Genomic DNA, 25,071 nt, shown 5'->3' with positions numbered 1-25,071 from the left:
AGGGGGCGCACCGCCATGAACGTCTCGGCCCACGTCGACACCTTCGCGCGCGATCACCTCCCGCCGCCCGGGGAATGGCCCGAACTGCGCTTCGATCTGCCGGAGCTGCGTTACCCCGATCGGCTGAACTGCGCCGCCGAACTCCTTGACCACGCCGACCCCGGCCGCCCGGTGTTCCACACCCCCGCCGGCCCTTCCTGGACGTACGCCGACCTCCGCGCCCGTGTCGACCGCGTCGCGCACATCCTCACCCGCGACCTCGGTGTGCTCCCCGGCAACCGCGTCCTGCTGCGCGGCCCGACCACGCCCTGGCTCGCGGCCTGCTGGCTGGCCGTGCTGAAGGCGGGCGCAGTCGCGGTCACCGTGCTGGCCCAGCAGCGCCCGCACGAGCTGACCACGATGTGCGAGATCGCCGCGGTACGGCACGCCCTGTGCGACATACGGGCCGTCGACGACCTGGCGAAGGCCGAGATACCGGGACTGCGGATCACGACGTACGGCGGCGACGCCCCCGACGACCTCCTGCGCCGCGCGGCGCCCGGCACCCCCTATCCCACCGTCGCCACCGCGGCCGACGACGTCGCGCTGATCGCGTTCACCTCGGGTACGACCGGCCGCCCCAAAGGGTGCATGCACTTCCACCGGGATGTGCTCGCGATAGCCGACACCTTCTCCAGACATGTGCTGCAACCACATGAGGACGATGTCTTCACGGGCAGCCCTCCGCTCGGCTTCACCTTCGGGCTCGGCGGCCTGGTGATCTTCCCGCTGCGGGCCGGTGCCAGTGCGCTCCTGCTCGAACAGGCCCATCCCGCACAGCTGTTGCCGGCGATCGCCGAGCATCGGGTCTCCGTGCTGTTCACCGCGCCGACGGCCTACCGCGCGATGCTCGACGAACTCGACGCCTACGACATCCCGTCCCTGCGCCGCTGCGTCTCGGCCGGCGAAAACCTGCCCGCCGCCACCTGGCAGGCCTGGTACGAGCGGACCGGGCTGCGCATCATCAACGGCATCGGCGCCACCGAGCTGCTGCACATCTTCATCGCCGCGGCCGACGAACGGATCAGGCCCGGGACGACGGGCGTGCCCGTACCGGGCTGGCACGCGCGCGTGCAGGACGCGGACGGGGAGCCCGTGCCCGACGGACAGCCGGGGCTGCTGGCCGTACGCGGGCCCGTCGGCTGCCGATACCTCAGCGATCCTCGCCAGCGCGACTATGTGCGGGGCGGCTGGAACGTCACGGGTGACACGTATGTCCGCGACGGCGACGGCTACTTCCACCATGTCGCACGCGCCGACGACATGATCATCTCTGCTGGGTACAACATCGCGGGACCGGAGGTCGAGGACGCTCTGCTGCGTCACCCGGACGTGGTGGAGGCAGCCGTCGTGGGGCGCCCCGACGAGGCGCGCGGGCAGGTGGTCGTGGCGTACGCCGTCCTCAGGGAGGGCGCCGAGCGGGACGCCGACTCGCTGCGCACCTTCGTCAGGTCCGAGCTGGCGCCCTACAAATGCCCGCGCGAGATCGTCTTCCTGGAGGCACTGCCGCGCACGGCGACGGGCAAGCTGCAGCGCTTCAGACTGCGCACCGAACGTGACTTTGCCCAGGAGGCCCCAGGTGCCGTCGAACGCGGCACCAAAGGTGACCAGCACTGATGCCGACGACCTAAGATGATCAACGTGTCCGACCAGCATGCACCACGGTCTCTCATCGTCACGCTCTACGGCGCGTACGGCCGCTTCGCGCCGGGCCCCGTGCCCGTCGCCGAACTGATCCGGCTGCTGGCCGCGGTCGGCGTGGACGCGCCCTCCGTGCGCTCGTCGGTGTCCCGTCTCAAACGCCGCGGGCTGCTGGCGCCGGCCCGTACGGCGCAGGGCGCGGCCGGATACCAACTCTCGCCGGACGCCCGCCAGTTGCTCGACGACGGCGACCGGCGCATCTACGCCACCAGACCACCCGAGGACGAGGGCTGGGTGCTCGCCGTGTTCTCCGTGCCGGAGTCGGAGCGGCAGAAGCGGCACGTGCTGCGCTCCCGCCTGGCCGGGCTCGGCTTCGGCACGGCGGCACCCGGGGTGTGGATCGCCCCTGCCGGCCTGTACGAGGAGACCCGGCACACCCTGCAGCGGCTGCGCCTCGACCCGTACGTCGATCTGTTCCGCGGCGAGCACCTGGGGTTCGCGGCGACCGCGGAGGCGGTCGCCCGCTGGTGGGACCTGGCCGCGATCGCCAAGGAGCACGAGGCGTTCCTGGACCGGCACGCGCCGGTGCTGCACGAGTGGGAGCACCGAACCGGCACCTCGCCCGAGGAGGCCTACCGCGACTACCTCCTCGCCCTCGACTCCTGGCGCCACCTTCCCTACGCCGACCCCGGGCTGCCCGCCCGTCTCCTGCCCGGGGACTGGCCCGGCGTCCGCTCGGCCGCCGTCTTCCGGGGTCTGCACGCGCGGCTCAGGGACGCGGGGGCCGAGTTCGCGGGCGTCTGACGTGCGCCACCACCCGCGTCATTCACGCGACCCGAGGTCAGATACCGAGCGTGAGCCGGGGCTTGGGGGCGTCCGTCCGACCGGTCTGCGGGCGGCGGCTGCCCGCGCGGTAGGGGACCGGCCAGGAGACGCCCGGGCCGTCGTAACCCTGCTCGGCCGCCGCGTGCAGGGTCCAGTGGGGGTCGTAGAGGTGGGGGCGGGCGAGGGCGCACAGGTCCGCCCGCCCGGCCAGGATCAGGGAGTTGACGTCGTCCCAGGAGGAGATCGCGCCGACCGTGATCACCGGGACGCCGACGCTGTGGCGGATACGGTCCGCGTACGGCGTCTGGTACGACCGCCCGAACTCCGGCCGCTCGTCGGCCACGACCTGCCCCGTCGACACGTCGATCGCGTCGACGCCGTGCGCGGCGAAGGCGCGGGCGATCTCGACGGCGTCCTCGGGCGTCGTGCCGCCCTCGGCCCAGTCGGTGGCGGAGATACGGACGGTCATCGGCTTCTCCGCGGGCCAGACCCCGCGTACGGCGTCGAAGACCTCCAGCGGGAAGCGCAGGCGTTTGCCGAGCGAGCCGCCGTAGGCGTCGGTGCGGCGGTTGGTCAGCGGTGAGAGGAAGCCGGAGAGCAGATAGCCGTGGGCGCAGTGGAGTTCGAGGAGGTCGAAGCCTGCACGGGCGGCACGCCAGGCGGCCGACGTGAACTGCTCGCAGATGTCGGTGAGTTGAGCCCGGGTCAGCTCTCGCGGGGTCTGGCTGTCCGGCTTGTACGGGAGCGGGGAGGCGGCCGTCAGCGGCCAGTTGCCCTCCTGAAGCGGCTCGTCCATTCCCTCCCACATCAGCTTGGTCGAGCCCTTGCGGCCGGAGTGACCGAGCTGCACGCCGATCGCGGTGCCCGGGGACCGGGTGTGCACGAAGTCGACGATCCGTTTCCAGGACGCGCCCTGGCGGCCGGTGTAGAGGCCGGTGCAGCCGGGCGTGATCCGGCCCTCGGCGCTGACGCACACCATCTCGGTCATCACCAGCCCGGCGCCGCCGAGCGCCCGCGCGCCCAGGTGGACGAGGTGGAAGTCGCCGGGAACGCCGTCGGTGGCCGAGTACATGTCCATGGGTGAGACCACGACCCGGTTGCGCAGGGTCAGACCGCGCAGCCGGAAGGGGGTGAACATCGGGGGCGTACCGGGCGGGCAGCCGAACTCGTGCTCCACGGCGCCGGTGAAGCGGGAGTCGCGCAGGCGGAGGTTGTCGTGGGTGACGCGGCGGCTGCGGGTGAGCAGGTTGAAGGCGAACTGGCGGGGCGGCTGGTCGAGATGGAGGCGCAGGTTCTCGAACCACTCCAGGCTGGCGCGGGCGGCCCGCTGGGTGGAGGCGACAACGGGCCTGCGCTCCTCCTCGTAGGCGGCCAACGCCTTGTCCAGGGACGGCTGTTCCTGCAGACAGGCGGTCAGTGCGAGGGCGTCCTCCACGGCGAGCTTGGTGCCGGAGCCGATGGAGAAGTGGGCGGTGTGGGCGGCGTCGCCGAGGAGCACGATGTTGCCGTGCGACCAGTGCTCGTTGGTCACCGTGCGGAAGGTCGTCCAGGCCGACTTGTTGGAGCGCAGGGGCCGGCCGCTGAGCGCGTCCGCGAAGGTCTTGGCGCAGCGCTCGACGGACTCGGTCTCGTCGAGGTGGGCGAATCCGGCCGCCTGCCACACCTCCTCGCGCATCTCGACGATCACGGTGGAGGCGGGGGACTCCTTCTCCGGCCCGGAGGGCCCCGTTGCGGGGCGGTGGCCGGGCGACGGGCGGGAATAGGGGTAGCCGTGCAGTTGCATCACGCCGTGTTCGGTCTCGGCGATCTCGAAGCGGAAGGCGTCGAAGGCGAAGTCGGCGGCGAGCCAGATGTAGCGGCAGTGGTGGGTGGTGACCTGAGGGCGGAAGACGTGGACGTGGGCCTCGCGGGTGGGGCTGTTGACTCCGTCGGCGGCGATGACCAGGTCGTATGCCTCGGCCAGCCAGTCGGGGTACGGCGCCTCGGAGCGGAAACGCAGGTCGACGCCGAGGGCGCGGCAGCGCTCGTGCAGGATCTCAAGGAGCCGTCGCCTGCCGAGCGCCGCGAATCCGTGGCCGCCGGAGGTGTGCCGTACTCCTCGGTGCACGACGTCGATGTCGTCCCACCGCACGAAGTCCTTCTGCATGGCCTCGTACACCACGGGGTCGGCGTGTTCGATACCGCCGAGCGTCTCGTCGGAGAGGACGACGCCGAAGCCGAAGGTGTCGTCGGGGGCGTTGCGCTCCCAGACCGTGATCTCGCGGGCCGGGTCGAGACGTTTCAGCAACGCCGCCGCGTACAGCCCTCCGGGGCCGCCGCCTATGACCGCCACGCGGAGGGGGTGACTGGTGGTCATGGTCACCGCCCCCTCCATTTGGGAGGGCGCTTCTGCGTGAACGCCGCGTGGAACTCCGCGTAGTCCTCGCCGTTCATCAGGAGGGCCTGCGTGGAGGCGTCCAGTTCGACGGAGGCGGCGAGGGGCATGTCAAGCTCGGCCGTCAGGAGCGCCTTCGTCTGGGCGTACGCCAGTGCCGGGCCGTCGGCCAGGCGCCGGGCCAGAGCGATCGCGGCCGCGTCCGCCCCGCCCTCGTCCGTCAGCTCGCTGATCAGACCGATGCGCTCGGCCTCGGGCGCGCGGACCGGTTCACCCAGCATCAGCAGGCGGGTCGCGTGGCCCAGACCGACAACCCTCGGCAGCAGGTACGCGGCGCCCATGTCGCCGCCGGACAGGCCCACGCGGGTGAAGAGGAACGCGAAGCGGGCGGTCGGGTCGGCCACGCGGAAGTCCGCGGCCAGGGCCAGGACCGCGCCGGCGCCCGCCGCCACTCCGTGCAGCGCGGCGATCACGGGGAAGGGGCACTCCCGTACGGCACGTACGACCTGGCCGGTCATGCGGTTGAAGTCGAGGAGCTGCGCGGTGTCCATGGACAGGGTCGCGCCGATGATCTCGTCGACATCGCCGCCGGAGCAGAAGCCGCGGCCCTCGCCGGTCAGCACCAGGGCCCGTACCGCTCGCTCGCGGGACAGCTCGGCGAGCAGGTCGCGCAGGTCGGCGTAGGCGCCGAAGGTGAGCGCGTTGAGCTTGTCGGGGCGGGCCAGGGTCACCCGGGCGACACCGTCGGTGAGCTCTACGCGCAGGTGCTCCCAGCGGGCGGTGCGGGCTGCGGAGCCGGTGAAGGGACTCATGACGTGCGGCCTCCTCGGGGGCGGGCACTGCCGTACTGAGAGCTCTGCCCTTCGAAGCTATCACCCATCTTTGACTGTCGTCACGAGTGCGCGATAAAGCTGACCGGATCCGACCCGGCCCGGTCACATCCGTCACGGATCGTCGACAGAGCGGCAACGGTGGGAGCGGCCGCGCGAGGCAAGCCGTTCCTACGGGTAAGCCGCTCGTCAACGGGGCCGAAGGTCCCGCACGGCGCCCGCCGGACGCCTTGGCCGGCCGCGCCGTACCATTCCATAAGGTTGAAAGCAGGACAGCCTGCTCATGAACGGACCCGCCTTGTACGAACGCCCCACCGCCTGCGCCTCCTGGCGCATCGTGCTGCCGCATTCCGCCGCGGCCGTGCCCATGGCCCGCGCACTCGTGCGCACCGCGCTGGCCGAGCTGGATCACGGGGCCGACTGCGACACCGCGGAACTGCTCACGGCGGAGCTGGTCGCGAACGCCGTGGAGCACACCGCCGGGGACTCCCCCATAGAGCTCGTGGTGGAGCTGCTGCCGAGCGGCTGCCAGGTCGAGGTGCACGACCCGGATCCGGCGCCGCCCCACAACCTCACCCGGCCGGGCGGGCAGGAACCCGATCCCTGGCAGGAGCACGGGCGCGGACTGCTGCTGATCCGCGCGCTCAGCTCGTCCTGCGGGCATCGGCCGACCATGTCGGGCAAGGCCGTCTGGTTCCGGCTGCCGGTGGTGCCCGAGCAGCGGCGGTCCGCCTGACTGCCGCCCCGGAGGGTCAGGCCAGCGTCGCGACCAGGACGGCCTTGATGGTGTGCATCCGGTTCTCCGCCTCGTCGAAGACCACGGAGTGCTCGGACTCGAACACCTCGTCGGTGACCTCCAGCGAGGTGAGCCCGTGGCGCTCGTGGATCTCCCGGCCGACGTCGGTGCCGAGGTCGTGGAAGGCCGGCAGACAGTGCAGGAACTTCACGTCGGGGTTGCCGGTGGCGCGCAGGACGTCCATGGTCACGGCGTAGGGGCCGAGGAGCGCTATGCGCTCGTCCCAGACCTCCTTGGGCTCGCCCATCGACACCCATACGTCGGTGGCGATGAAGTCCGCGCCGCGCACACCCTCCTTCACGTCCTCGGTGAGCGTGATCCGGGCGCCCGAGGCCACGGCGAGCTGCTGGGCCACCTCGACGATCGTCTCGTCCGGCCACAGCACCCGGGGCGCGACGATACGGAGGTCCATGCCGAGCAGGGCGCCCGTGACGAGGTAGGAGTTGCCCATGTTGTAGCGGGAATCGCCGAGGTAGGCGAAGACCGTCTCGCTGAGCGGCTTGTCGCTGTGCTCGGTCACGGTGAGCACGTCGGCCAGCATCTGGGTGGGGTGCCATTCGTCGGTGAGCCCGTTGTACACGGGGACCCCTGCGTACGCGGCCAGCTCCTCCACGACGCCCTGGCCGTGGCCGCGGTACTCGATCCCGTCGTACATCCGGCCCAGCACGCGCGCCGTGTCCTTCACGGACTCCTTGTGCCCGATCTGCGAGCCCGACGGGTCCAGGTACGTCGTCGAGGCGCCCTGGTCGGCGGCGGCGACCTCGAACGCGCAGCGCGTGCGCGTCGAGGTCTTCTCGAAGACCAGCGCGATGTTCTTCCCGGTCAGGTACCGCGTCTCCGTCCCGGCCTTCTTTGCCGCCTTCAGCTCGGCGGCCAGCTCGATCAGGCCGAGAAACTCCTGGCCGGAGAAGTCGAGCTCCTTGAGGAAGTGACGGCCGGCGAGGGCGGTCGGGACTGTCGCCATGGGGGGCACTCCAGGAATGCGGGAACGTATGACCTGGAACTCTATACGATGATTTGCATTTCTATACAGCCTCCCGTTCGACCGGGCAGCTCATGCAGCGCGGACCGCCCCGGCCCCGGCCCAGCTCACTGCCCGGGATCTCGATGACCTCGATGCCCTGCTTGCGCAGGTGGGTGTTGGTGGTGGCGTTGCGCTCGTAGGCGACGACGACGCCGGGTTCGACGGCCAGGACGTTGCAGCCGTCGTCCCACTGCTCGCGCTCGGCCGCGTGCACGTCCTGCGTCGCGGTCAGGACCCGGATCTCGCTCAGCCCGAGGGCGGCGGCGATCGCGCGGTGCATGTGCTCGGGCGGATGGTCGGTGACCTTGAGTTCCTTGTCGCCGACTCCCGGTTCGATGGTGTACGTGCGGAGCATGCCCAGGCCCGCGTACTGGGTGAAGGTGTCACCGTCGACCATCGTCATCACGGTGTCGAGGTGCATGAAGGCGCGCCGCTTGGGCATGTCGAGGGCCACGATCGTCCGGGCCGAACCGGCGTCGAACAGCTTGTGCGCGAGCATCTCGACGGCCTGGGGCGTGGTGCGCTCGCTCATGCCGATCAGGACGGCGCCGTTGCCGATGACGAGGACGTCGCCGCCCTCGATGGTGGAGGGGTAGTCGGCCTGCCCCTCGGACCAGACGCGGAACGTTTCGTCACGGAAGAGCGGGTGGTGGCGGTAGATCGCCTCGAAGTGGACCGTCTCGCGCTGCCGGGCGGGCCAGCGCATGGCGTTGATGGAGACACCGTCGTAGATCCAGGCGGAGGTGTCCCGGGTGAAGAGGTGGTTGGGGAGGGGGCCGAGGAGGAAGTCGTCGAGGTCCATGACGTGGAAGCGCACGGAGGTCGGCTCCGCGTACGCCTGAAGGAACTCGCGCTTGGTCATGCCGCCGACCAGGGCCTCGGCCAGCTCCGGCGCGGCGAGGGTCTCGAAGGCCGCCCTGAGGTGGTCGGTGGCGAGGACGCCGTACTCCTTCTCGTCGAAGACCCGGTCCAGGACGAGCGCTCTGGCCGCCGGGACCTCCAGGGCCTCGGTGAGCAGGTCGCCGAAGAGGTGGACGGCGACCCCGCGGTCACGCAGGACGTCGGCGAATCCGTCGTGCTCGGCGCGGGCCCGGCGCACCCACAGCACGTCGTCGAAGAGGAGAGCGTCCTTGTTGCTGGGCGTGAGCCTCTTGAGCTCGAGATCCGGCCGGTGCAGGATGACGCGGCGCAGCCGCCCGGTCTCGGAGTCGACATGGAATCCCATGCCTCCATCCTGACCATCGGGGGCCGTCTTGACCCGCCGGTCGGCACTTTCTCCGCTTTCTTGTTCCCCTCTTCTCCGTTTTCCTGTTCTCGTCCTCTTGACGATAAACAGGTGCCCCGCTTATCGTCGTCGCGACGAGAAAGAGGGGTTCGATGGCCGACATCACCCGGCGCCTGGGCTGGCGCCACCTGCGCGGGGCGCCCACGGCGCACATCCGCCACCATCGCGCCGGGAAGCTGCTGCACGACGGTCCGGGGCTCAGCTTCTGGTTCCGCGCGCTGACCGCGACGCTGTCCGAAGTGCCGGTCGACGACCGGGAGTTGGCGATGACCTTCCATGGCCGTACATCCGATTTCCAGGACGTGACGGTGCAGTCGACCGTGACGTACCGGATCAGCGACCCGGCCCTGGCCGCCGCCCGGCTGGACTTCTCCGTCGACCCGGACACGGGGGTGTGGCGGGGCGCGCCGCTGGAGCAGCTGGGGACGCTGCTGACGGAGACCGCTCAGCAGCACGCGCTGGACGTCCTGGCCCGTACGTCCCTGGCGTCGGCGCTGGTCGACGGCGTGGCGGCGGTGCGGGAGCGGGTCGCGGCGGGGCTCGGCGCGGAACCGCGGCTGCCATCGACGGGGATCGAGGTGGTCGCCGTGCGCGTGGTGGCGCTGCGCCCCGAACCGGAGGTGGAGCGAGCCCTGCGCACACCGGCCCGCGAGCAGATCCAGCAGGAGGCGGACCGGGCGACGTACGAGCGGCGGGCGGTGGCCGTCGAGCGGGAGCGGGCGATCGCGGAGAACGAGCTGGCCAGCCAGATCGAACTGGCCCGCCGCGAGGAGCAGTTGGTCGAGCAGCGCGGCACGAACAGCCGCCGCGAGGCCGAGGAGCACGCGGCGGCCGACGCGGTACGGGCGGGGGCGGAGGCGGCACGGACGGTCCGGCTCGCCGACGCCGAGGCGGCGCGGTCCGTGCGGCTGGCCCGGGCGGAGGCCGAGGGGGCACGCGAGGTCGGCGAGGCGCGGGCGCAGGCCCAGGCGGCATGGCTGCGGGTGCACGGTGACGTCGACGTGGCGACCCTGCACGCCCTCACCGGATCCCGGCTGGCGGAGAACCTGCCGAACATCGACAGCGTGACCATCTCGCCGGACGTACTGACGGGGCTGCTGGCCAGGCTGGGCGGGCAGGGGCAGGGGCAGGGGCAGGGATGAGCCTCGCGCCGCGCGCCGTTCTCGTCCATCGCACCACCGAGTACGAGGAGTTGGTGGCCCACCACGGTACGCACGGGCAGGCCGCCTTCTTCCTCTCGTCCCGAGGACGGGACATCGAGGAGGTCGCGGAACGGGACCGGCGCACCCGGCGTGCGCTGGCCGAAGTCGCCTCCGCGATTCCGCTGACCTGGCGTCAGAGCCGGGTGGAGCGCGCGGACTTGGACCGTTTCCTGTTCGCGCCCGAGGACGTGGTGGTCGTGGTCGGACAGGACGGGCTGGTGGCGAACGCCGCCAAGTACCTGGCCGGGCAGCCGGTGGTGGGCATCGACACCGACCCGGGCCGCAACCCCGGCGTCCTGGTGCGCCACCGTCCCGGCGAGGCGGCGGCACTGCTCCCGGCGGCCCTCACCAGCGCCGTGGACGAACTGACCATGGTCGAGGCGGTCGCCGACGACACCCAGCGGATCATCGCGCTCAACGAGATCTATCTGGGCGCCGCCGGACACCAGACGGCCAGATACCGCCTGGGCCTTGAGGACGACGGGGGTGTCGTCGAGGCCCAGGCTTCGTCCGGAGTGCTGGTGGGGACGGGGACCGGGGCGACGGGGTGGATCCGGTCCGTGTGGCAGGAGCGGGGAGCCGCCCCGGCCTCCCTGCCCCGCCCCACCGACGACCGGCTGCTGTGGTTCGTACGGGAGGCCTGGCCGTCGCCGGCCACCGGGACGTCACTGGTGGCCGGCGAGCTCTCCGCCTCCGCAGGCCTTCACCTCACCGTCGAGTCCGAGCGGCTGATCGCGTTCGGGGACGGCATCGAGGCGGACGCGCTGCAGCTGACGTGGGGGCAGTCGGTGCGGGTGGGCGTGGCGGGGACGTCACTGCGCCTCGTCGGCTAGCGGGACTTCCGGTCGTACGACGGGACGGCCACGCGTCAGATTCCGGTGCAGGGCACGGGCCAGTGCTGGATTCTGGGCGGCGGAGCCACCGCACGGCCGTTGGTGAGCAGAGCCGGCCCCTTCTCCGGCCAGGAGTGACGCCGCCTCCTGCCGGACGCCGGTCAGGCCGGCCGGCGGAGTGGGGCTCCTGAAGCGCGTCGAAGGTGGCGAGCAGGTCGGGGGCGTCGAACGTGCGGCGGGCCGACGCCCCCTTGCCCCTGGGGTCCATCACGATGACGAAGCCGGGCCCGCCCCGGTGGCAGAAGGTTCCGTGGGCCTGCTCCGGCTCGTCCGTCCGCACCGGCACCCGCGAGGTGGGCAGGGAGACCTACCCGCGCCCCTCACGGAACAACAGGCCCAGTTCCACGGCGCGTTGGAGCCACTCGGTGACCTGCTCGGGTGTGAGCGGCTCACGAATGGCTCACGCATGACTCAAAGCCGTGGGTCCACCGGCTCCGACTCCAGCGCCAGCACCCCGAACACCGCCTCGTGCACCCGCCACAGCGGCTCGCCCTCCGCCAGCCGGTCCAGGGCCTCCAGACCCAGGGCGTACTCGCGGATCGCCAGCGACCGCTTGTGGTTGAGGAAGCGGCCACGCAGACGGACGAGGTTGTCGGGGCGCGTGTACTCGGGACCGTAGATGATCCGCAGGTACTCGCGGCCGCGGCACTTGATGCCGGGCTGGACCAGCCGGCCACCTTCGCTGCGCACGAGCGCGCCCAGCGGCTTCACGACCATGCCCTCGCCGCCACGACCGGTCATCTCCAGCCACCAGTCGACGCCCGCCCGCACCGACTCCGGGTCCGCGGTGTCGACGTAGAGCCGCCGGGTGGTCTGCAGCAGACCGCTGCCGTCGTGCTCCACCAGCCGGTCCAGCAGGGCGAGTTGCTCGTCGTGCGGCAGGGCGGCGAGGCTGCGGCCCTGGACGGCGAGAACCTGGAACGGTGCGAGACGTACGCCCTCCAGCCCCTCGGTCGGCCAGCAGTAGCGGCGGTAGGCGTCCGTGAACGCGGCCGCGTTCGAGGCGCGCTCGCGCTGGCGGCCCAGCAGGTCGGTGACCTCGACGCCCCGCGCGGCGGCGCCCTCCAGTGCGGCGAGCGCACCCGGGAACACCGCACCGGAGGCCGCACCGACGGCCGCGTACTGCGACCGCAGCAGACCGGACGCCTTCAGCGACCACGGCATCAGCTCGGCGTCCAACAGGAGCCAGTCCGTCTTGAGTTCGTCCCACAGGCCGGCCTCGGTGACCGCCCTGCGGACGCGGCCGAGGATTTCCTCCGTCACCGACTCGTCGCCGAAGAACGGGCGTCCGGTACGCGTGTACAGCGAGCCCGTCGGGCCGTCGACACCGAACCGCCTGCGCGCGGCCTCGGCGTCGCGGCACACCAGCGCCACCGCCCGCGAGCCCATGTGCTTCTCCTCGCACACGACCCGCGCGACCCCGTCCGCCGCGTACTGCGCGAAGGCCTCGGCCGGGTGCTCCAGATGGCCATCGAGGTGACTCGTGGCCGTGGGCGCCATGGTCGGCGGGAGGTACGGCAGCAGGCGCGGGTCGACGGCGAAGCGGCTCATGACCTCCAGGGCCGCGGCCGCGTTCTCCTCGCGGACCGAGACGCGGCCCTGGTGCCGGGTCTCGACGACCCGGCGGCCGTGCACGTCGTTCAGGTCGAGCGGCCGGCCGTCCTGTCCGCCGGGTGCCTCGGTCCGCAGCGGCCTCGACGGCTCGTACCAGACCCGCTCGGCCGGTACGTCGACCAGCTCCCGCTCCGGCCAGCGCAGCGCCGTGAGCTTGCCGCCGAAGACGGCACCGGTGTCCAGGCAGATGGTGTTGTTGAGCCAGGTCGCGTCCGGGACGGGGGTGTGGCCGTAGACCACGGCCGCCCGGCCCCGGTAGTCCTCCGCCCACGGGTAGCGCACCGGCAGCCCGAACTCGTCGGTCTCACCGGTCGTGTCGCCGTACAGCGCGTGCGAGCGGACCCGGCCGGAGGTGCGGCCGTGGTACTTCTCCGGCAGACCTGCGTGGCAGACCACCAGCTTGCCGCCGTCGAGGACGTAGTGACTGACCAGCCCGTCGATGAACGTCCGCACCTGGGCGCGGAACTCGTCGCTCTCGCCCTCCATCTGCTCGATGGTCTCGGCGAGGCCGTGCGTGTGCTGGACGTTGCGGCCCTTGAGGTGACGGCCGTACTTGTTCTCGTGGTTGCCCGGAACGCACAGGGCGTTGCCCGAGCCGACCATCGACATGACCCGGCGCAGCACGCCCGGACTGTCCGGTCCGCGGTCGACGAGGTCACCGACGAAGACAGCCGTACGGCCCTGCGGGTGGACGCCGTCCGTGTAGCCCAACTTGCCCAGCAGCGACTCCAGTTCCACAGCACAGCCGTGGATGTCGCCGATGATGTCGAACGGGCCGGTGAGGTGGGTCAGGTCGTTGAAGCGCTTCTCGGTGACGACGGTGGCGTTCTCGACGTCCTCCACGCCGCGCAGGATGTGCACCTTGCGGAAGCCCTCGCGCTCCAGATGCCGGACCGAGCGGCGCAGTTCGCGGATGTGGCGCTGGATGACCCGGCGCGGCATGCCGGCCCGGTCGAAGCGGCCCGCGTTGCGTTCGGCGCACACCTCCTCCGGGACGTCCAGCACGATGGCGATGGGCAGTACGTCGTGCTGCCTGGCCAGGTCGATCAGCTGGCGTCGGCTGTCCTGCTGCACGCTGGTCGCGTCGACGACCGTGCGGCGGCCGGCGGTCAGGCGCTTGCCGGCGATGTAGTGCAGGACGTCGAAGGCGTCCCGGGTGGCGCTCTGGTCGTTCTCGTCGTCGCAGACCAGTCCGCGGCAGAAGTCGGAGGAGATCACCTCGGTCGGCTTGAAGTGCCGGCGGGCGAAGGTCGACTTGCCGGAGCCGGAGGCGCCGACGAGGACGACGAGGGAGAGGTCGGTGACGGGGAGGACCCGTCCCTTGTTCTGCGTCTCGGTCATGCTGCCTTCGCCTCCTTCTGGTTCTCGTTCTCGTTCTCGTTCTCGTGCCTGTTCTTGTTCTTGTTGCCGCTCTCGTTCACGTTGCCGCTCTTGGTGGCTGTGGCGATCTCGAAAACGGCCATCTGGGTGGGCGGCCCCACCTCCGGGTCGTCCGGCCCGACGGGTACGAACTCCACCGTGTAGCCGTGCCGTTCGGCGACCGTGTGCGCCCAGGCGCGGAACTCCGCGCGCGTCCACTCGAAGCGGTGGTCGCCGTGCCGGACGTGGCCGGCCGGGAGGGACTCCCAGCGGACGTTGTACTCGACGTTCGGAGTGGTCACGAGGACCGTGCGCGGGCGGGCCGCGCCGAACACCGCGTACTCCAGGGCGGGCAGCCGGGGCAGGTCGAGGTGCTCGACGACCTCGCTGAGCACGGCGGCGTCGTAGCCCCCCAGCCGTTTGTCCGTGTAGGCCAGTGACCCCTGGAACAGCTTGACGCGCGAGGCCTGCCGCTCCCCCATGCGGTCCAGCTTGAGCCGCCGGGAAGCGATGGTCAGCGCGCGCACCGACACGTCGACGCCGACGATCTCCGTGAACCGCGGGTCCTTGAGCAGTGCCTGCACCAACTGGCCCTGTCCGCAGCCGAGATCGAGCACGCGCGCGGCACCGGACGCGCCGAGCGCGGCGATGATCGCGTCCCGCCGCTGCACGGCGAGCGGGGTCGGCTTCTCCTCCGTCTCGGTCTCCGCCTCCACGGCGTTGTCGATCTCCTCGACCTCGCTGTCGTCGGCCTCCGCGAGCCGCACTAGCTCCAGCCGCTCCATCGCCTGCCGGGTCAGCGACCAGCGGCGCGAGAGATAACGGCTGGTGATCAGCTTCTGCTCCGGGTGCTCGGACAGCCAGCCCTCACCGGCGCGCAGCAGCTTGTCGACCTCGTCGCCGGCCACCCAGTAGTGCTTGGCGTCGTCGAGGACCGGAAGCAGCACGTACAGATGGCGCAGGGCCTCGGCGAGGGTCAGCGTCTCGGAGTCCAGCACGAGGCGCACGTACCGCGAGTCGCCCCAGTCGGGGAACGCGGTGTCCAGTGGCACCGCGTCGACGCGGACCGCCCAGCCCAGCGGTTCGAAGAGCCGTCGTACGAGCGCCGGGCCGCCGCGCGCGGGCAGCGCGGGCACCTCGACACGCAGCGGGCGCGGCTGTGCCGGCAGCTCGGGGCGGGCGTGGCAGGTGCCCTTCATCGCGCTGGAGAACACGCTGCTCAGCGCCACGGCGAGCAGCGAGGACGCCGCATACGGGCGGTCGTTGACGTACTGCGCGAGCGCCGCGTCGGGCGCCCCTCCACGCCCCTTGCCCTTCCCCCGCCGCACCAGCGCCACCGCGTCGACCTCCAGCAGCAGCGCGGCCGTACAGCGCCGGGCATCCGCCTCGGGGTAGAGGACGTGCGCCGTGCCGTAGGACGTCGAGAACGCCTGCGATTTGTCGGGGTGCTTGTGCAGCAGGAAGCCGAGATCGGTGGCGGGGCGGTCCGGGGTGCCGGTGGTGGTGATGGTCAGGAACATCGTGGGCACACCTCGAAATGGCTTCTGGACTACGGGTGTCTACCGTGTCCGGTGCACAGCGGCGCACTGCGGGAATGCGGGCGAAGCAGGGCGCAGTACGATCGCGCCGGCTCCCGGCCCCTTCTCGACGCAGTAGCGGCACCGCACGAAGTTCGGCCGGCCACGGAAGCGCCACCGGTGCGGCGCTTCCGCTCAACGTACAGCGAATGCCGGTGACTCACTCAAGATTTTTCAGCGCGCCTCCGGGCCGGCCGCCACGGCCTCCCACAACGCCGCGGTCACCTCGTCCAGCTGGTCGAACCGCTGCGACGCGTCGTCAGTGCCGGTGTCGACGTGAGTGTCTTCGCCGGGCTCGCCGCTGAGGACGTCGTACGCCGCTACCTCGACGGCGGCGTCCGCTCTGCTGACTCCGCCCTCCGGCCCCTGGCCGCGGTGGTGGCCGCCACCACCGACCACCACCGCGCCGTCACCGCGTTCCTGACGGACGGCCCGGAACACACGACGGACCACCAGGGACGCTGACCGGTCCCCGGCCAGGGATACGCCACGGCGCTGCTGCGAAAGCTGCGACAGCTACGACAGCTGCGACTGGACCTGGGACGAGATCAGCTCCAGGTGGTCCAGGTCGGCGAGGTCGAGGACCTGGAGGTAGAGGCGGCGGGAGCCGATCTCCGCATAGCGGCCGATCTTGTCGGCGACCTCGGAGGGGGTACCCGCGAGGCCGTTGGCCTTCAGCTCGTCGACCTCACGACCGATCGCGGCGGCGCGGCGGGCGACCTCCTGGTCGTCCTTGCCGACGCAGACGACGAGGGCGTTGGAGTAGGTGAGGTCGTCGGGCCGCCGGCCGGCCTTCTCGGCGGCGGCGCGGACCCGGCCGAACTGGCGCTCGCTGTCCTCGACCGAGGCGAACGGCATGTTGAACTCGTCGGCGTGGCGGGCCGCGAGGCGCGGGGTGCGGGTCGCGCCGTGGCCGCCGATCAGAACCGGGATCCGGTCCTGGGCGGGCTTGGGCAGCGCGGGCGAGTCGGTGAGGTCGTAGTACTTGCCGTGGAAGTCGAAGGTGTCGCCGGTCTTTGTCCGCCACAGACCCGTGACGATCTCCAGCTGCTCCTCGAGGCGGCCGACCTTCTCCTTCGGGAACGGGATGCCGTACGCCTTGTGCTCCTCCTCGAACCAGCCGGCGCCCAGGCCCAGTTCGACGCGTCCGCCCGACATCTGGTCGACCTGCGCGACCTGGATGGCGAGCACGCCGGGCAGCCGGAAGGTGCCGGCGGTCATCAGTGTGCCGAGGCGGATGCGCTTGGTCTCCCGGGCCAGACCGGCGAGGGTGATCCAGGCGTCCGTGGGGCCGGGGAGACCATCGCCCGAGCCCATGCGGACATAGTGGTCGGAACGGAAGAATGCGTCGAAACCGAGGTCCTCGGTGGCTTTCGCCACGGCGAGCAACGTGTCGTAGGAGGCGCCCTGCTGGGGCTCGGTGAAGATGCGAAGATCCATGCGTCCATCCTGCACGCACCGGTGCCGGTCGATCCCACCGGTCCCTCCGTGCACCCCCCTTCACGGTCGGGTGAAAATCCGTCAATGCCGCGCCCGGGACACGCCCACGCCAGTGACCCGCTCTGACGGTGATCGTTGGCTCGTGCGGAGCCGGACCGCCCGGCGCCCGCGTCGGCGGTCGTCGCCGGAGTGTCACCCGATCGGCCTCCCCGAGGGGCCCGGGGCCGAGGAGGCTGTCATGTCCGAAGAGTCCGTGCCACAGCAGGGCGGAGGCGGCCAGCCGAAGGGGTTGCTGCAGCAGATGGAGGAGCTGATGGCGGCACTGAACGCGGACCTGTCGGCCCTCGACGCGGACCTGCAGTCGGCGGGACGGGGCACGGAGGCCACCGAAGCCGGCTGAGACCCGATCCGACGAAGGGGGCGTGCGTTCGGACCGGGTGCGTTGTAGGTCCTGGATCGGGCCGGATGCGGATCTCTGATCAGGTCGGCCACAGATTTCGGGCTGGACCGGGGGCCGGACCAGGGGCCGGACCGGTTGCGGGTTCCAGATTCCGGCTTCGCGTACGGGCTTCGGGCTCGGGCTTCGGGTTCGGGCTTCGGGTTCGCCTTCGGGTTCGGATGGTCTTCGGGTTTCGGAGCAGGCCGGCCGCGCAGCAGCCGCGCTTCCTGGCCGCCGGGCCTAGCCCGCCTCCCGCTCCGGCAGTGCCTGCCTGCGGCCCGTCTCGGGTAGTGCCTCGTCCCGGTCGGCAAGCTTGCGCAGCATCTGCTGCACCCGGTCCCTGGACTCGTCCGCCGCGTCGATGGCCTCCATGCACTGCCAGTAGGTGCCCTCGTCGTCCGCGGCGCAGGCGAGGCCCACCAGGGCGATGCCCACCTCGCCGAGAAGGCCGCCCAGGCAGAGCAGGGCCTGCCGGGCGTCGCCCAGGTCGGTGAGCTGGGCCGCACGCAGGTCCTCGGTGGCGAGGTGCGGCGTGTCGAGGACGCCGCAGCCGCGGCCCGCCAGCTCCGTCAACCCCAGCGCCTCGCCCCGCAGTTCGGGGGGACCCGAGACCGCGAGGCGGCTGCCTATCGCCTGTGCCAGTGCGTGCGCCTGCCACACCTCCGTCATGGTCTCCGGCGCACCGCCGCTCCCTGCCAGGGCCCGTCTGCTCGTCACGATGAGCCACACAGCGTCCATGCCGCTGCCCCCGTCTGTCACGACGCGCTGCCCGCACGTCCGCCCGAACTCCGGTGTCCACTACCCAGAGTGAGTGCGTGCGGATAGAAAAGCCAGAGGAAGACGGAAATCTTCGGACAAGAAATCGGTTTCGGGCAGGAATTTGACTCCGGAGAGTGAAAGTGGACTGGGCAACTCCCCCTCGCGACAAGCGCCTAAGGCGCAGGGAACCTACGTTCGTTGCGGTCGATCTTCGCGTTCAGCGCCTCCAGCGGGTCGACGCCCAGCACCTCGCACAACTGCAGCAAGTAGGCGAGTACATCCGCGACTTCGTCCCTCACCCGGTGTGCCGTGTCCGGTTCCTCCATGACCCTGGCCGACTGCTCCGGCGTCAACCACTGGAAAATCTCGACCAGTTCGGAGGCCTCCACGCTGAGCGCGGCGACGAGGTTCTTGGGGGTGTGGTACGGCTGCCAGTTGCGAGCGGCCGCGAAGTCGGCCAGCCTGCGCTGCAGTTTCACCACGTCGAGGGGCTCGTGCGCGGATGCGTGCGGGGATTCGTGCGGAGGTCCGCCCTGGTGATCGGTCACGGCTCCAGGTGTACCACCGTGACTCCGTCCGTCCCGGCCGCCCAGGACGCGTCGCTGACCGCGGCCACGACACGGATGTGGCCGCGCGCCCCCATCCGTACGGCCAGCCGCAGCAGTTCCTGCCGCTGCCGTGGGTCCAGCGAGCGGTCGAAGCCGTCGGCGAGGACGGTGAGGGTCTGCATCGCGGCGGGCACCTCGCCGGCTGCGTCCACCTCCAGCACGCCCGGCCCCGTCAGCAGGACCAGGGCGAGGGCCGCGTATCTCAACTCGCCGTCGCCCAGCTGCCGTAGAGCAGTCATGAAGCCGTCGCCGCGGTCGAGCAGAGCCCGGACGGTTCCGTCGCCGAGCGGCTCGGCGAGCATGTCGGCGACCGGTCCCGCGCATCCGGCGCGCACCGCGTCGACGAGCTGGGCGTGCCGCCGTCCGCACTCGGCGCGGGTACGCGAAAGCACGTCGGCGAGGTTGTCGCAGCCACCGAGGAGCCGGCCGGAGCCCATCGGTACGGGCGCCCGCATCCGGCCGGGGCGGGGATCGCAGGCGAAGACGGACCGCAGGGCGACGACCATCTGTTCGGCGGCGGCGAGCACCCGGCGCTGTCCGTCGGTCTTGCCGGCCACGCGCAGCGGCAGCAGTGCGGTGCCGAGCCTGTCGTCGGGCAGCGGAGCCCGGGTCACGGATGCCGAACCGGCGGTGTGCCAGGCGGCCTGGACGGTACGGCGGGAGGGATCACGCAGGGCCGTCTCCAGCAGCACCAGCCCGCCCGCGGTCAACCGCTCGCCCACGATGCGCAGTTCGGGCTCGGCCTGCACCGCGACGTCGAGCCGGACCGCGCCCTCGGGCCCGTCGACCGTACAGCCGATACGGAATCCACGCCGCCGCTGGGCGTCGGGCCGTGCCCGATCGGGCACGCACGCGCTCGCGTCGGGAAACACCTCCCCGACCTCGGCACCCCCGCCGAGCCGGGCCAGCGCCTCGTACGCCCGCAGGGCACTCGTCTTCCCGCACCCACTGCCCCCGGCGAAGAGGGTGACGGGCCCGAGCGCGAACCCGGCCCGCCGATGCCCGGCAAACGCCGACAGCCGCAACTCGGTGGCACAGGGCCGGCTCGGCCGTGGTCGATCCCCGACGGGCTGCGGCGGCGCAGGGGACAGAGAGGGCGCGGAGGGCGCGGAGGGCATGGTCATGTCCGGACCGTAGGGCTCCGCTCGTGCGGTGAACCGTTACGGCGTGGGGAGCTTCCTACGATCGGGGGACGAGACTTCAGGTGCCCGACGCTCGCGCGCTCTCCATCAGGTCGGTGACCTCGGTGTCCGCCGGGGTCAGCAGGAAGACGTTGCGGTCGACGCGGTGCATTCCGCTGGCCAGGCCGAAGACGACTCCGGTGCTGAAGTCCAGGACGCGCTTGGCGACTTCGGTCTCGGCGCTGCTGAGGTCGAGCAGGACGGGGATACCGGCCATCAGGGTCTCGGCGACCTCGCGGGCATCGGCGAAGACGTTGACCCTGAGGACCACGAAACGGCGCCGCAGCTCCGTATCCGCGTCCGGCATCGAGCGGTGGTCCACCGATGACGGCCAGGCGTCGCGCCCACGCAGCGGCACCACCTGGGCGAGCCCCTGCCACTGTTCATCGGTGATGTCGTGGCTGTTCACCGGCTCCCCCCGAACTGACTCGCACTTATTGCCTGCACCAGCCAATTCTTACGCCAAGTCACCCGTTCGGCCCAACAGCGACACGGTCCGCGACCGCCACAACCGCCCCAGCGGCGACAGATGGCGTCGGACAGCGACGGAACAACGCCGGAGCAACGCCAGATATGACCGGTTTCCTGCCCGATCGAGGCTTCTTACCGGGCTCACACCGGACTCTTCACCTCCGGCGACGTCCCGCTCACCGGGCGCGGCTAGCGTCCCGTCACGTGCACTTGGCAGAAACACAGCTGGCGGCACCCGGTCGGCGGACGCAGTCGGCGGCGTCCGCCGTCCCGGAACCCCCGGCGCAGTGGCATCGCGTCCTGACGCTGCTCGCAGACGTCAGCCTCTTCATCGGCACTCGCACGGTGTGGACTCAGGCGGCCAGCCACCGCCTGCCCGTGGCCGCGGTGATCTCGCTCTGCTACGCCTCGATCCTGGTGTGCGGCGTGCTGGCGCTGGTCGTACGCCGGGCCCGCTCGCTGGCACGCCTGGACCTGTGCGTCCTGGTGACCGCGGTGGCCCTCGCCCTGTGCGCCTGGGCCATGGACCACGGTGGCTCCGACGAAGCGCTCCTGACCACCCAGGCCGCCCAGGAACTCGTCAAGGGTCATGCCGTCTACGGGCAGCCGTGGCCCTGGCTGTTCGGCCACGGCATCGCCCTCACCCCGACGATCACCGGCGGCTACGACTACACGTACGGCTATCCGCCGCTGGCCCCCCTCCTCACCGCACCCCTGCTGTGGCTGGGCCAGGGCGGCGCCCCGGCGACGGCGGTGAGCACCGGTGCGCTCGTCGTCGGCACTGTCGTGCTGTGGCGGATGCTCCCCGCGCCGTGGCGGTCGGCGGCGACCATGGCCTGTCTCGGCTTCGGTTTCCTGCCGACGTACGGCCGGCTCGGCTATCCCGCGATCACGGCGCTGGCCCTGCTGATCCCGGTGGTGGTGCGCTGGCCGCGGATCGGGCGGGGCGGGCGTCTGGGGCCTGCCGGTGTGGCGCGGGCCGCCTGTCTGGGCGTCGCGTGTGCGGCGCAGCAACTGCCGTGGTTCCTGGCGCCGTTCCTGCTGGCCGGGATCTATGCGATGCGCCGGGGCGAGCTGGGCGGCCGGGCGGCGACGGTGGTGGTGCTGCGGTTCGTCGGTATCGCCGCCACCGTCTGGCTGCTGATCAACACGTACTTCGTCGTGAGCGAGCCGGGCACCTGGGTCGCGGGCATCGCGCTGCCGCTGACACAGGGCGCGACGCTGCACGGGCAGGGCCTCGGGGACGTCTCCCTGTACTTCACCGACGGCAGCGACCGGCTCGACTGGTACGGGCACGCGAGTCTGCTGCTGGCCGCGGCCCTGCTCGCGCTGCTGGTGCTGTTCATGCGCCGTCTGGGCCCCGCGGCGACCGTGCTGCCCTGGTGCGCCTTCTACCTGGCGACCCGGTCCCAGGACGGCTACTACCTGATGACGCCGCTGTGGCTGGCGGCGGCGGTCACCGCTCCCCCGTCGGAGTTCGTCCGCGCCTGGCAGCCGCGGCCGCGTCCACTGAACGGCCCGCGCCGCCGTACGGCGCTGGTCGCGATGTCCGCGCTCGTGGTCTCCCCGGCGCTGGTGAGCGCTGCCGTGGCGGTCACCGGTTCGCCGCCGCTGCAGATGCGGGTCGCCGCGGTGCGGCGCGTCTCGGCCGGCTTCGTCTCCCGGCTGACGCTGCGGGTCACCAATGTGGACGACAGCGCCCTGACGCCCCACTTCATGCTGACCACGAACCAGGGCTCGGGCAAGTACTGGTCGCTGGTGCGGGGCCCGGCCATGGTTCCCGCGCACAGCACCGTACGGATGGAGATCAGGCCGGCCGACGGGACGTACGCGCTGCCCGTCAAACCGGGCACCCGCGTCCGCCTGCGGGCCTTCACGGGGACGCCGCAGACCCTGTCGAGCACCGACGTCCAGCTGGTGGAGCGCGGCGACTCCCAGGCCCGTCAGGCTGGTTGACGGTACGTCAGGTGAGTTGACAGTAACTCAGGCCGGTCAGCGGGGTGCGTCAGGCCGCCGTACGCACGAAGCGGAGCGTGGCGGCGACGGTGGTGAGGCCGCGGATCATGCCCGTCTGGTTCCGGCCCAGGCCGAACGCGGCGCGTCCACGGTTAACTCCGCGTCCAGGATCAGGTGCCGGCGGCGGAGCCGGGCGGGCCGCACGCTCCCCGCCCGGGTGTATGAGCACCGCCTGCCCGGTCCGGTCGCGGCGGTCCGGGCAGGCGGGTGTGCCGCTGTACTACTCGGCCCTGTTGGAGCGGTTGCGTACGAGGGCGAACGCCGCCGCCGCGAGGCCCAGCACCCCCACGACCAGCCCGGCGACCCCGAGCCCGCGGGCGGTCGAGTCGCTGCTGCCGGCGGAGGCCGACGCGGGACTGCCGGCGCTGCCGGAGCTGTTCGACGCCTTCGCCGAGGCGGCCGGGGTGCCGCCCTCCTCGGCGCCCTTGGCGGTGAGCTTGAGGACCGGCGCCGGGTTCTCCGGCTCGTCCCCGCCCGACTGTGCCTCCTCGATCCAGCGGACGGTCTTGCCGTCGGAGTAGGTCTGCAGGGTCTTGAAGGTCAACTGGTCGGTGTTGTCGGGCAGTTGACCGAAGGCGACGTTGAAGTCCTGGTACTGGCCCGCGCCGATCTTCCCGCCCGTCCAGGTGATCTCGGAGACCGCGTCGGTGATGGTGCCGTCGTCGGTCTTGACGGGTGTCTTCAGTTTCGTGTTCGTGACCTTCGCCGTCCAGCCGCTCTGCGGCGGCGAGACGAGCACGCCGAGGACGGGGTGGTCGGTGGGCAGGAAGACCTGCACCTTGGTGGTGCTCGCCGTGTCCTCCTCGTTGGGGACACGGAAGCTCAGGACGCCGTCCGTGGCGCCCTTCGCGTAGCTGTCGGGGTGGACGGTGACGTGCGCGGAGGCGACACCGGCCGCGGTCAGGACGCCGGCGGCGGCCAGGGCGGTGACGACACCGGCGCGGCGCAGGGCGGTACGTGCAGTGGACATGAGTGGGTGGATCTCCGTACTGGGGAAGGGATGTCGAGGTCAGATCGCGTACGACATCCCCGGCGGCGGACCGCGCCGCTGCACCGCGTGCCGCAGCAACAGCCGCCGCCGCGGCCACGCACCGTCGGCGCACAGCCGTACGGCGTCCCGCGCGACCGGCACCCGCCACGCCCCGCCGCGCGCCTGCCACCAGGCCGCGAGGCCGGGTACGAGCGTGGCGGCCCGGCGCAGCAGCGACCACACCGCGGCCTCGCCGCGCCGCAGCCACCAGGTCAGCACCACGGCAGCTCCGACATGGGCGGCGGTGGCGTGCGGTGTCAGGGCCTGGGTGGGGGCCATGCGCATGCCCTGCATGGCGTGCATCCCATGCATCCCATGCATCCCGTGTATCCCGTGCATTCCCTGCATGAGCGCCATGGAGTGCGGCCGCACGGCGTCGAAGACGAGATGCAGGCCGCCCTGGGCGGCAAGCGTCCCCGCGCCGATGGCGGGCAGCGAGCGCTCCCGGCCGCCCAGCAGACACCCGGCCGCGAACACCGGCAGGAACCCGGCGGCCTGGACCCACACGGGCGGTGCCGCCCCGGTCGCCAGCGCGTGTCCCCCGGCGGCGAGCAGCACGCACAGCGCGGCGAACACCGCCGCGCGCACCCCGCGTACCGAAGCCGACGCCGTCATGGCGCCCGATACTGCCACGCCCGGCTGCGGCCCCGCCCGGCGGATACCCAAGCGCACGGGTGCAGACTGCAAACCCACACAGCGAAGAGCCGAGGCGGTGACGGGATGGCGGCCGGACTGCGCATCCGTATCGACGGAGTCGACCTGCCCGGCCGCGCGTGCGGACCCGACGACGGCATCCCGTCGTACACGAACATCCATGTGGCCGTGCAGCGCCGGGAGCGGCCCGCCGAGTTGCTCGACCCGCAACCCGGCGACGCCGCGTCCGCGAGCTGGACACTGGAGTGCACGGTCACCGGTACGGATGTGAAGGGCCCTTATGTTCAAGGGCGTCCGGTGGGATGAGCGGGATGATGGACAGCAAGGAACGCGCCCAAGTGCATGGCCGGGCTCGTGCGATGTGGCAAGCGGCGTCCGGCCGGCATCTGCGGCTAACGCACGAGTGCTGCGAGGACCTCCGCGCAGATGGCCATCGCGGTCTCCGCCGGGGTGCGGGCGCCGATGTCCAGGCCGATCGGGCCGTGGATGCGGCCCAGGTGCGCCTCGTCGAGGCCCGCCTCGACCAGACCGGCGGCACGCCGTTCCTGCGTGCGCCGTGAGCCCAGTGCGCCCACGTACGGGATGCCCGAGGTCAGGGCGGCGTGCAGGGTGGGGATGTCCACGTCGGGTTCATGGCTGAGCATGATGGGCAGGGGCTGGAGCAGGATCTCGGCCTGCCCGCCGCAGGTCAGGCCGGCCTCCTTCACCCCGTCGTCGTGCACGGCCACCGCGCAGACGCGGGCGGTGTGCCCGGGGGCGAGCGAGACGGCCTCCTCGGCCAGCTGTCGGTCGAAGGCGCCCAGGTAGAGGGTGCCGTGGCAGGTCCCGGCCGCGTCGATCAGGATCGCGTCGCCCGGGTGCCGGGGCCCGAAGCCCCGCTCGGTGACGGGCCGCGCGAGAACCGCCTCCGCCGTACGCCGCTGGGCCGCCCACCGCTGCGCCGTCTTTGAGAGTTCTCTCATACACCGAGCCCAAGCGCCCCGAAGGGGCGCGGACAGTGTCGATACGCTGCTC

22 protein-coding genes and 1 pseudogene are annotated in these 25,071 nt (G+C 71.7%); 8 read left to right on the top strand and 15 right to left on the bottom strand.

The features are described from left to right. The first annotated feature begins 15 nt into the window (after window positions 1-15). Both OOK07_RS33220 and OOK07_RS33215 read left to right on the top strand, forming a co-directional pair. Entirely contained in the window at window positions 16-1,656 is a 1,641-nt protein-coding gene (locus tag OOK07_RS33220) for an AMP-binding protein (RefSeq protein WP_266800129.1), read from the top strand. A gap of 15 nt (window positions 1,657-1,671) precedes the next feature. Beyond that, on the top strand, window positions 1,672-2,484 hold the full coding sequence (locus OOK07_RS33215; RefSeq protein ID WP_266685498.1) for a PaaX family transcriptional regulator: 813 nt from the start codon (window positions 1,672-1,674) through the stop codon (window positions 2,482-2,484). Window positions 2,485-2,521: 37 nt separating this feature from the next. Here the strand turns inward: OOK07_RS33215 and OOK07_RS33210 are convergent, their stop codons facing one another. After that, complete coding sequence (locus tag OOK07_RS33210) at window positions 2,522-4,879, bottom strand: bifunctional salicylyl-CoA 5-hydroxylase/oxidoreductase (protein WP_405670560.1); 2,358 nt, start codon at window positions 4,877-4,879, stop codon at window positions 2,522-2,524. Next, window positions 4,864-5,691 carry an enoyl-CoA hydratase family protein gene (locus tag OOK07_RS33205; RefSeq protein ID WP_266685496.1) on the bottom strand — a complete coding sequence of 276 codons (828 nt, stop codon included), beginning with the start codon at window positions 5,689-5,691 and terminating at the stop codon, window positions 4,864-4,866. The genes OOK07_RS33210 and OOK07_RS33205 overlap by 16 nt, the downstream gene beginning before the upstream one ends. Before the next feature lie 301 nt (window positions 5,692-5,992). On the opposite strand from OOK07_RS33205, the gene OOK07_RS33200 reads away from it, so the two are divergent. Beyond that, window positions 5,993-6,445 carry an ATP-binding protein gene (locus OOK07_RS33200; protein ID WP_266685495.1) on the top strand — a complete coding sequence of 151 codons (453 nt, stop codon included), beginning with the start codon at window positions 5,993-5,995 and terminating at the stop codon, window positions 6,443-6,445. A gap of 16 nt (window positions 6,446-6,461) precedes the next feature. Here OOK07_RS33200 and argF read toward each other — a convergent pair whose 3' ends face one another. Next, window positions 6,462-7,469 carry an ornithine carbamoyltransferase gene (gene argF, locus OOK07_RS33195; protein WP_266685494.1) on the bottom strand — a complete coding sequence of 336 codons (1,008 nt, stop codon included), beginning with the start codon at window positions 7,467-7,469 and terminating at the stop codon, window positions 6,462-6,464. 61 nt (window positions 7,470-7,530) lie between these two features. Beyond that, entirely contained in the window at window positions 7,531-8,754 is a 1,224-nt protein-coding gene (locus tag OOK07_RS33190) for an arginine deiminase (RefSeq protein WP_266800127.1), read from the bottom strand. Between the two features lie 152 nt (window positions 8,755-8,906). Here OOK07_RS33190 and OOK07_RS33185 point away from each other — a divergent pair, with 152 nt between their 5' ends. Together OOK07_RS33185 and OOK07_RS33180 are read left to right on the top strand one after the other, a co-directional pair. After that, window positions 8,907-9,956 carry an SPFH domain-containing protein gene (locus OOK07_RS33185; protein ID WP_266685492.1) on the top strand — a complete coding sequence of 350 codons (1,050 nt, stop codon included), beginning with the start codon at window positions 8,907-8,909 and terminating at the stop codon, window positions 9,954-9,956. Next, complete coding sequence (locus OOK07_RS33180; protein WP_266800126.1) at window positions 9,953-10,849, top strand: hypothetical protein; 897 nt, start codon at window positions 9,953-9,955, stop codon at window positions 10,847-10,849. Before OOK07_RS33185 ends, OOK07_RS33180 begins: the two co-directional genes overlap by 4 nt. 471 nt (window positions 10,850-11,320) lie before the next feature. Here OOK07_RS33180 and OOK07_RS33175 read toward each other — a convergent pair whose 3' ends face one another. The 4 genes from OOK07_RS33175 to OOK07_RS33160 all read right to left on the bottom strand — a co-directional run bounded on the left by OOK07_RS33175 (window position 11,321) and on the right by OOK07_RS33160 (window position 16,899). Next, window positions 11,321-13,864, bottom strand: a complete 2,544-nt coding sequence (locus OOK07_RS33175; protein WP_266800124.1) for a polynucleotide kinase-phosphatase — start codon at window positions 13,862-13,864, stop codon at window positions 11,321-11,323. Next, window positions 13,861-15,402 carry a 3' terminal RNA ribose 2'-O-methyltransferase Hen1 gene (locus tag OOK07_RS33170; protein WP_266800122.1) on the bottom strand — a complete coding sequence of 514 codons (1,542 nt, stop codon included), beginning with the start codon at window positions 15,400-15,402 and terminating at the stop codon, window positions 13,861-13,863. The genes OOK07_RS33175 and OOK07_RS33170 overlap by 4 nt, the downstream gene beginning before the upstream one ends. Before the next feature lie 231 nt (window positions 15,403-15,633). Continuing rightward, window positions 15,634-15,900, bottom strand: a complete 267-nt coding sequence (locus OOK07_RS33165; protein ID WP_266800121.1) for a hypothetical protein — start codon at window positions 15,898-15,900, stop codon at window positions 15,634-15,636. A gap of 75 nt (window positions 15,901-15,975) precedes the next feature. Further along, complete coding sequence (locus OOK07_RS33160; RefSeq protein ID WP_266800119.1) at window positions 15,976-16,899, bottom strand: LLM class F420-dependent oxidoreductase; 924 nt, start codon at window positions 16,897-16,899, stop codon at window positions 15,976-15,978. A gap of 238 nt (window positions 16,900-17,137) precedes the next feature. On the opposite strand from OOK07_RS33160, the gene OOK07_RS33155 reads away from it, so the two are divergent. Further along, the gene (locus OOK07_RS33155; RefSeq protein WP_266685486.1) at window positions 17,138-17,299 is read left to right on the top strand and encodes a hypothetical protein; all 162 of its coding nucleotides are present in this window, start codon (window positions 17,138-17,140) and stop codon (window positions 17,297-17,299) included. Between the two features lie 279 nt (window positions 17,300-17,578). On the opposite strand, the gene OOK07_RS33150 is transcribed toward OOK07_RS33155, so the two are convergent. The 4 genes from OOK07_RS33150 to OOK07_RS33135 all read right to left on the bottom strand — a co-directional run bounded on the left by OOK07_RS33150 (window position 17,579) and on the right by OOK07_RS33135 (window position 20,295). Further along, window positions 17,579-18,076, bottom strand: a complete 498-nt coding sequence (locus OOK07_RS33150) for a DUF6099 family protein (RefSeq protein ID WP_266800114.1) — start codon at window positions 18,074-18,076, stop codon at window positions 17,579-17,581. A gap of 194 nt (window positions 18,077-18,270) precedes the next feature. Next, entirely contained in the window at window positions 18,271-18,645 is a 375-nt protein-coding gene (locus OOK07_RS33145) for a nucleotide pyrophosphohydrolase (protein ID WP_266800111.1), read from the bottom strand. Continuing rightward, window positions 18,642-19,829 carry an AAA family ATPase gene (locus OOK07_RS33140; protein WP_266685483.1) on the bottom strand — a complete coding sequence of 396 codons (1,188 nt, stop codon included), beginning with the start codon at window positions 19,827-19,829 and terminating at the stop codon, window positions 18,642-18,644. The genes OOK07_RS33145 and OOK07_RS33140 overlap by 4 nt, the downstream gene beginning before the upstream one ends. A gap of 76 nt (window positions 19,830-19,905) precedes the next feature. Continuing rightward, window positions 19,906-20,295, bottom strand: coding sequence for a cell division protein SepF (locus OOK07_RS33135; RefSeq protein ID WP_266685482.1), 390 nt, complete (start codon window positions 20,293-20,295; stop codon window positions 19,906-19,908). Between the two features lie 266 nt (window positions 20,296-20,561). On the opposite strand from OOK07_RS33135, the gene OOK07_RS33130 reads away from it, so the two are divergent. Next, window positions 20,562-22,313: a hypothetical protein gene (locus tag OOK07_RS33130; RefSeq protein WP_266800108.1), complete on the top strand. Its 1,752-nt coding sequence runs from the start codon at window positions 20,562-20,564 to the stop codon at window positions 22,311-22,313. A 280-nt stretch (window positions 22,314-22,593) separates the two neighbouring features. On the opposite strand, the gene OOK07_RS33120 is transcribed toward OOK07_RS33130, so the two are convergent. Together OOK07_RS33120 and OOK07_RS33115 are read right to left on the bottom strand one after the other, a co-directional pair. Further along, window positions 22,594-23,343: a YcnI family copper-binding membrane protein gene (locus OOK07_RS33120; protein ID WP_266800106.1), complete on the bottom strand. Its 750-nt coding sequence runs from the start codon at window positions 23,341-23,343 to the stop codon at window positions 22,594-22,596. Window positions 23,344-23,382: 39 nt separating this feature from the next. Beyond that, complete coding sequence (locus OOK07_RS33115) at window positions 23,383-24,018, bottom strand: hypothetical protein (protein WP_266800104.1); 636 nt, start codon at window positions 24,016-24,018, stop codon at window positions 23,383-23,385. A gap of 105 nt (window positions 24,019-24,123) precedes the next feature. Here OOK07_RS33115 and OOK07_RS33110 point away from each other — a divergent pair. Further along, window positions 24,124-24,351 (top strand): annotated as a pseudogene (locus OOK07_RS33110) (DUF5990 family protein); the annotation flags it as partial. 98 nt (window positions 24,352-24,449) lie between these two features. On the opposite strand, the gene OOK07_RS33105 reads toward OOK07_RS33110, so the two are convergent. Then, window positions 24,450-25,019 carry an XdhC family protein gene (locus OOK07_RS33105; RefSeq protein WP_266800102.1) on the bottom strand — a complete coding sequence of 190 codons (570 nt, stop codon included), beginning with the start codon at window positions 25,017-25,019 and terminating at the stop codon, window positions 24,450-24,452. Window positions 25,020-25,071 lie beyond the last annotated feature (52 nt).

It is taken from the genome of Streptomyces sp. NBC_00078, assembly GCF_026343335.1.
Lineage (GTDB): Bacteria > Actinomycetota > Actinomycetes > Streptomycetales > Streptomycetaceae > Streptomyces.
Note: the sequence above shows the minus strand (reverse complement) of the source record. Positions and strands in the feature narration are given on the sequence as shown.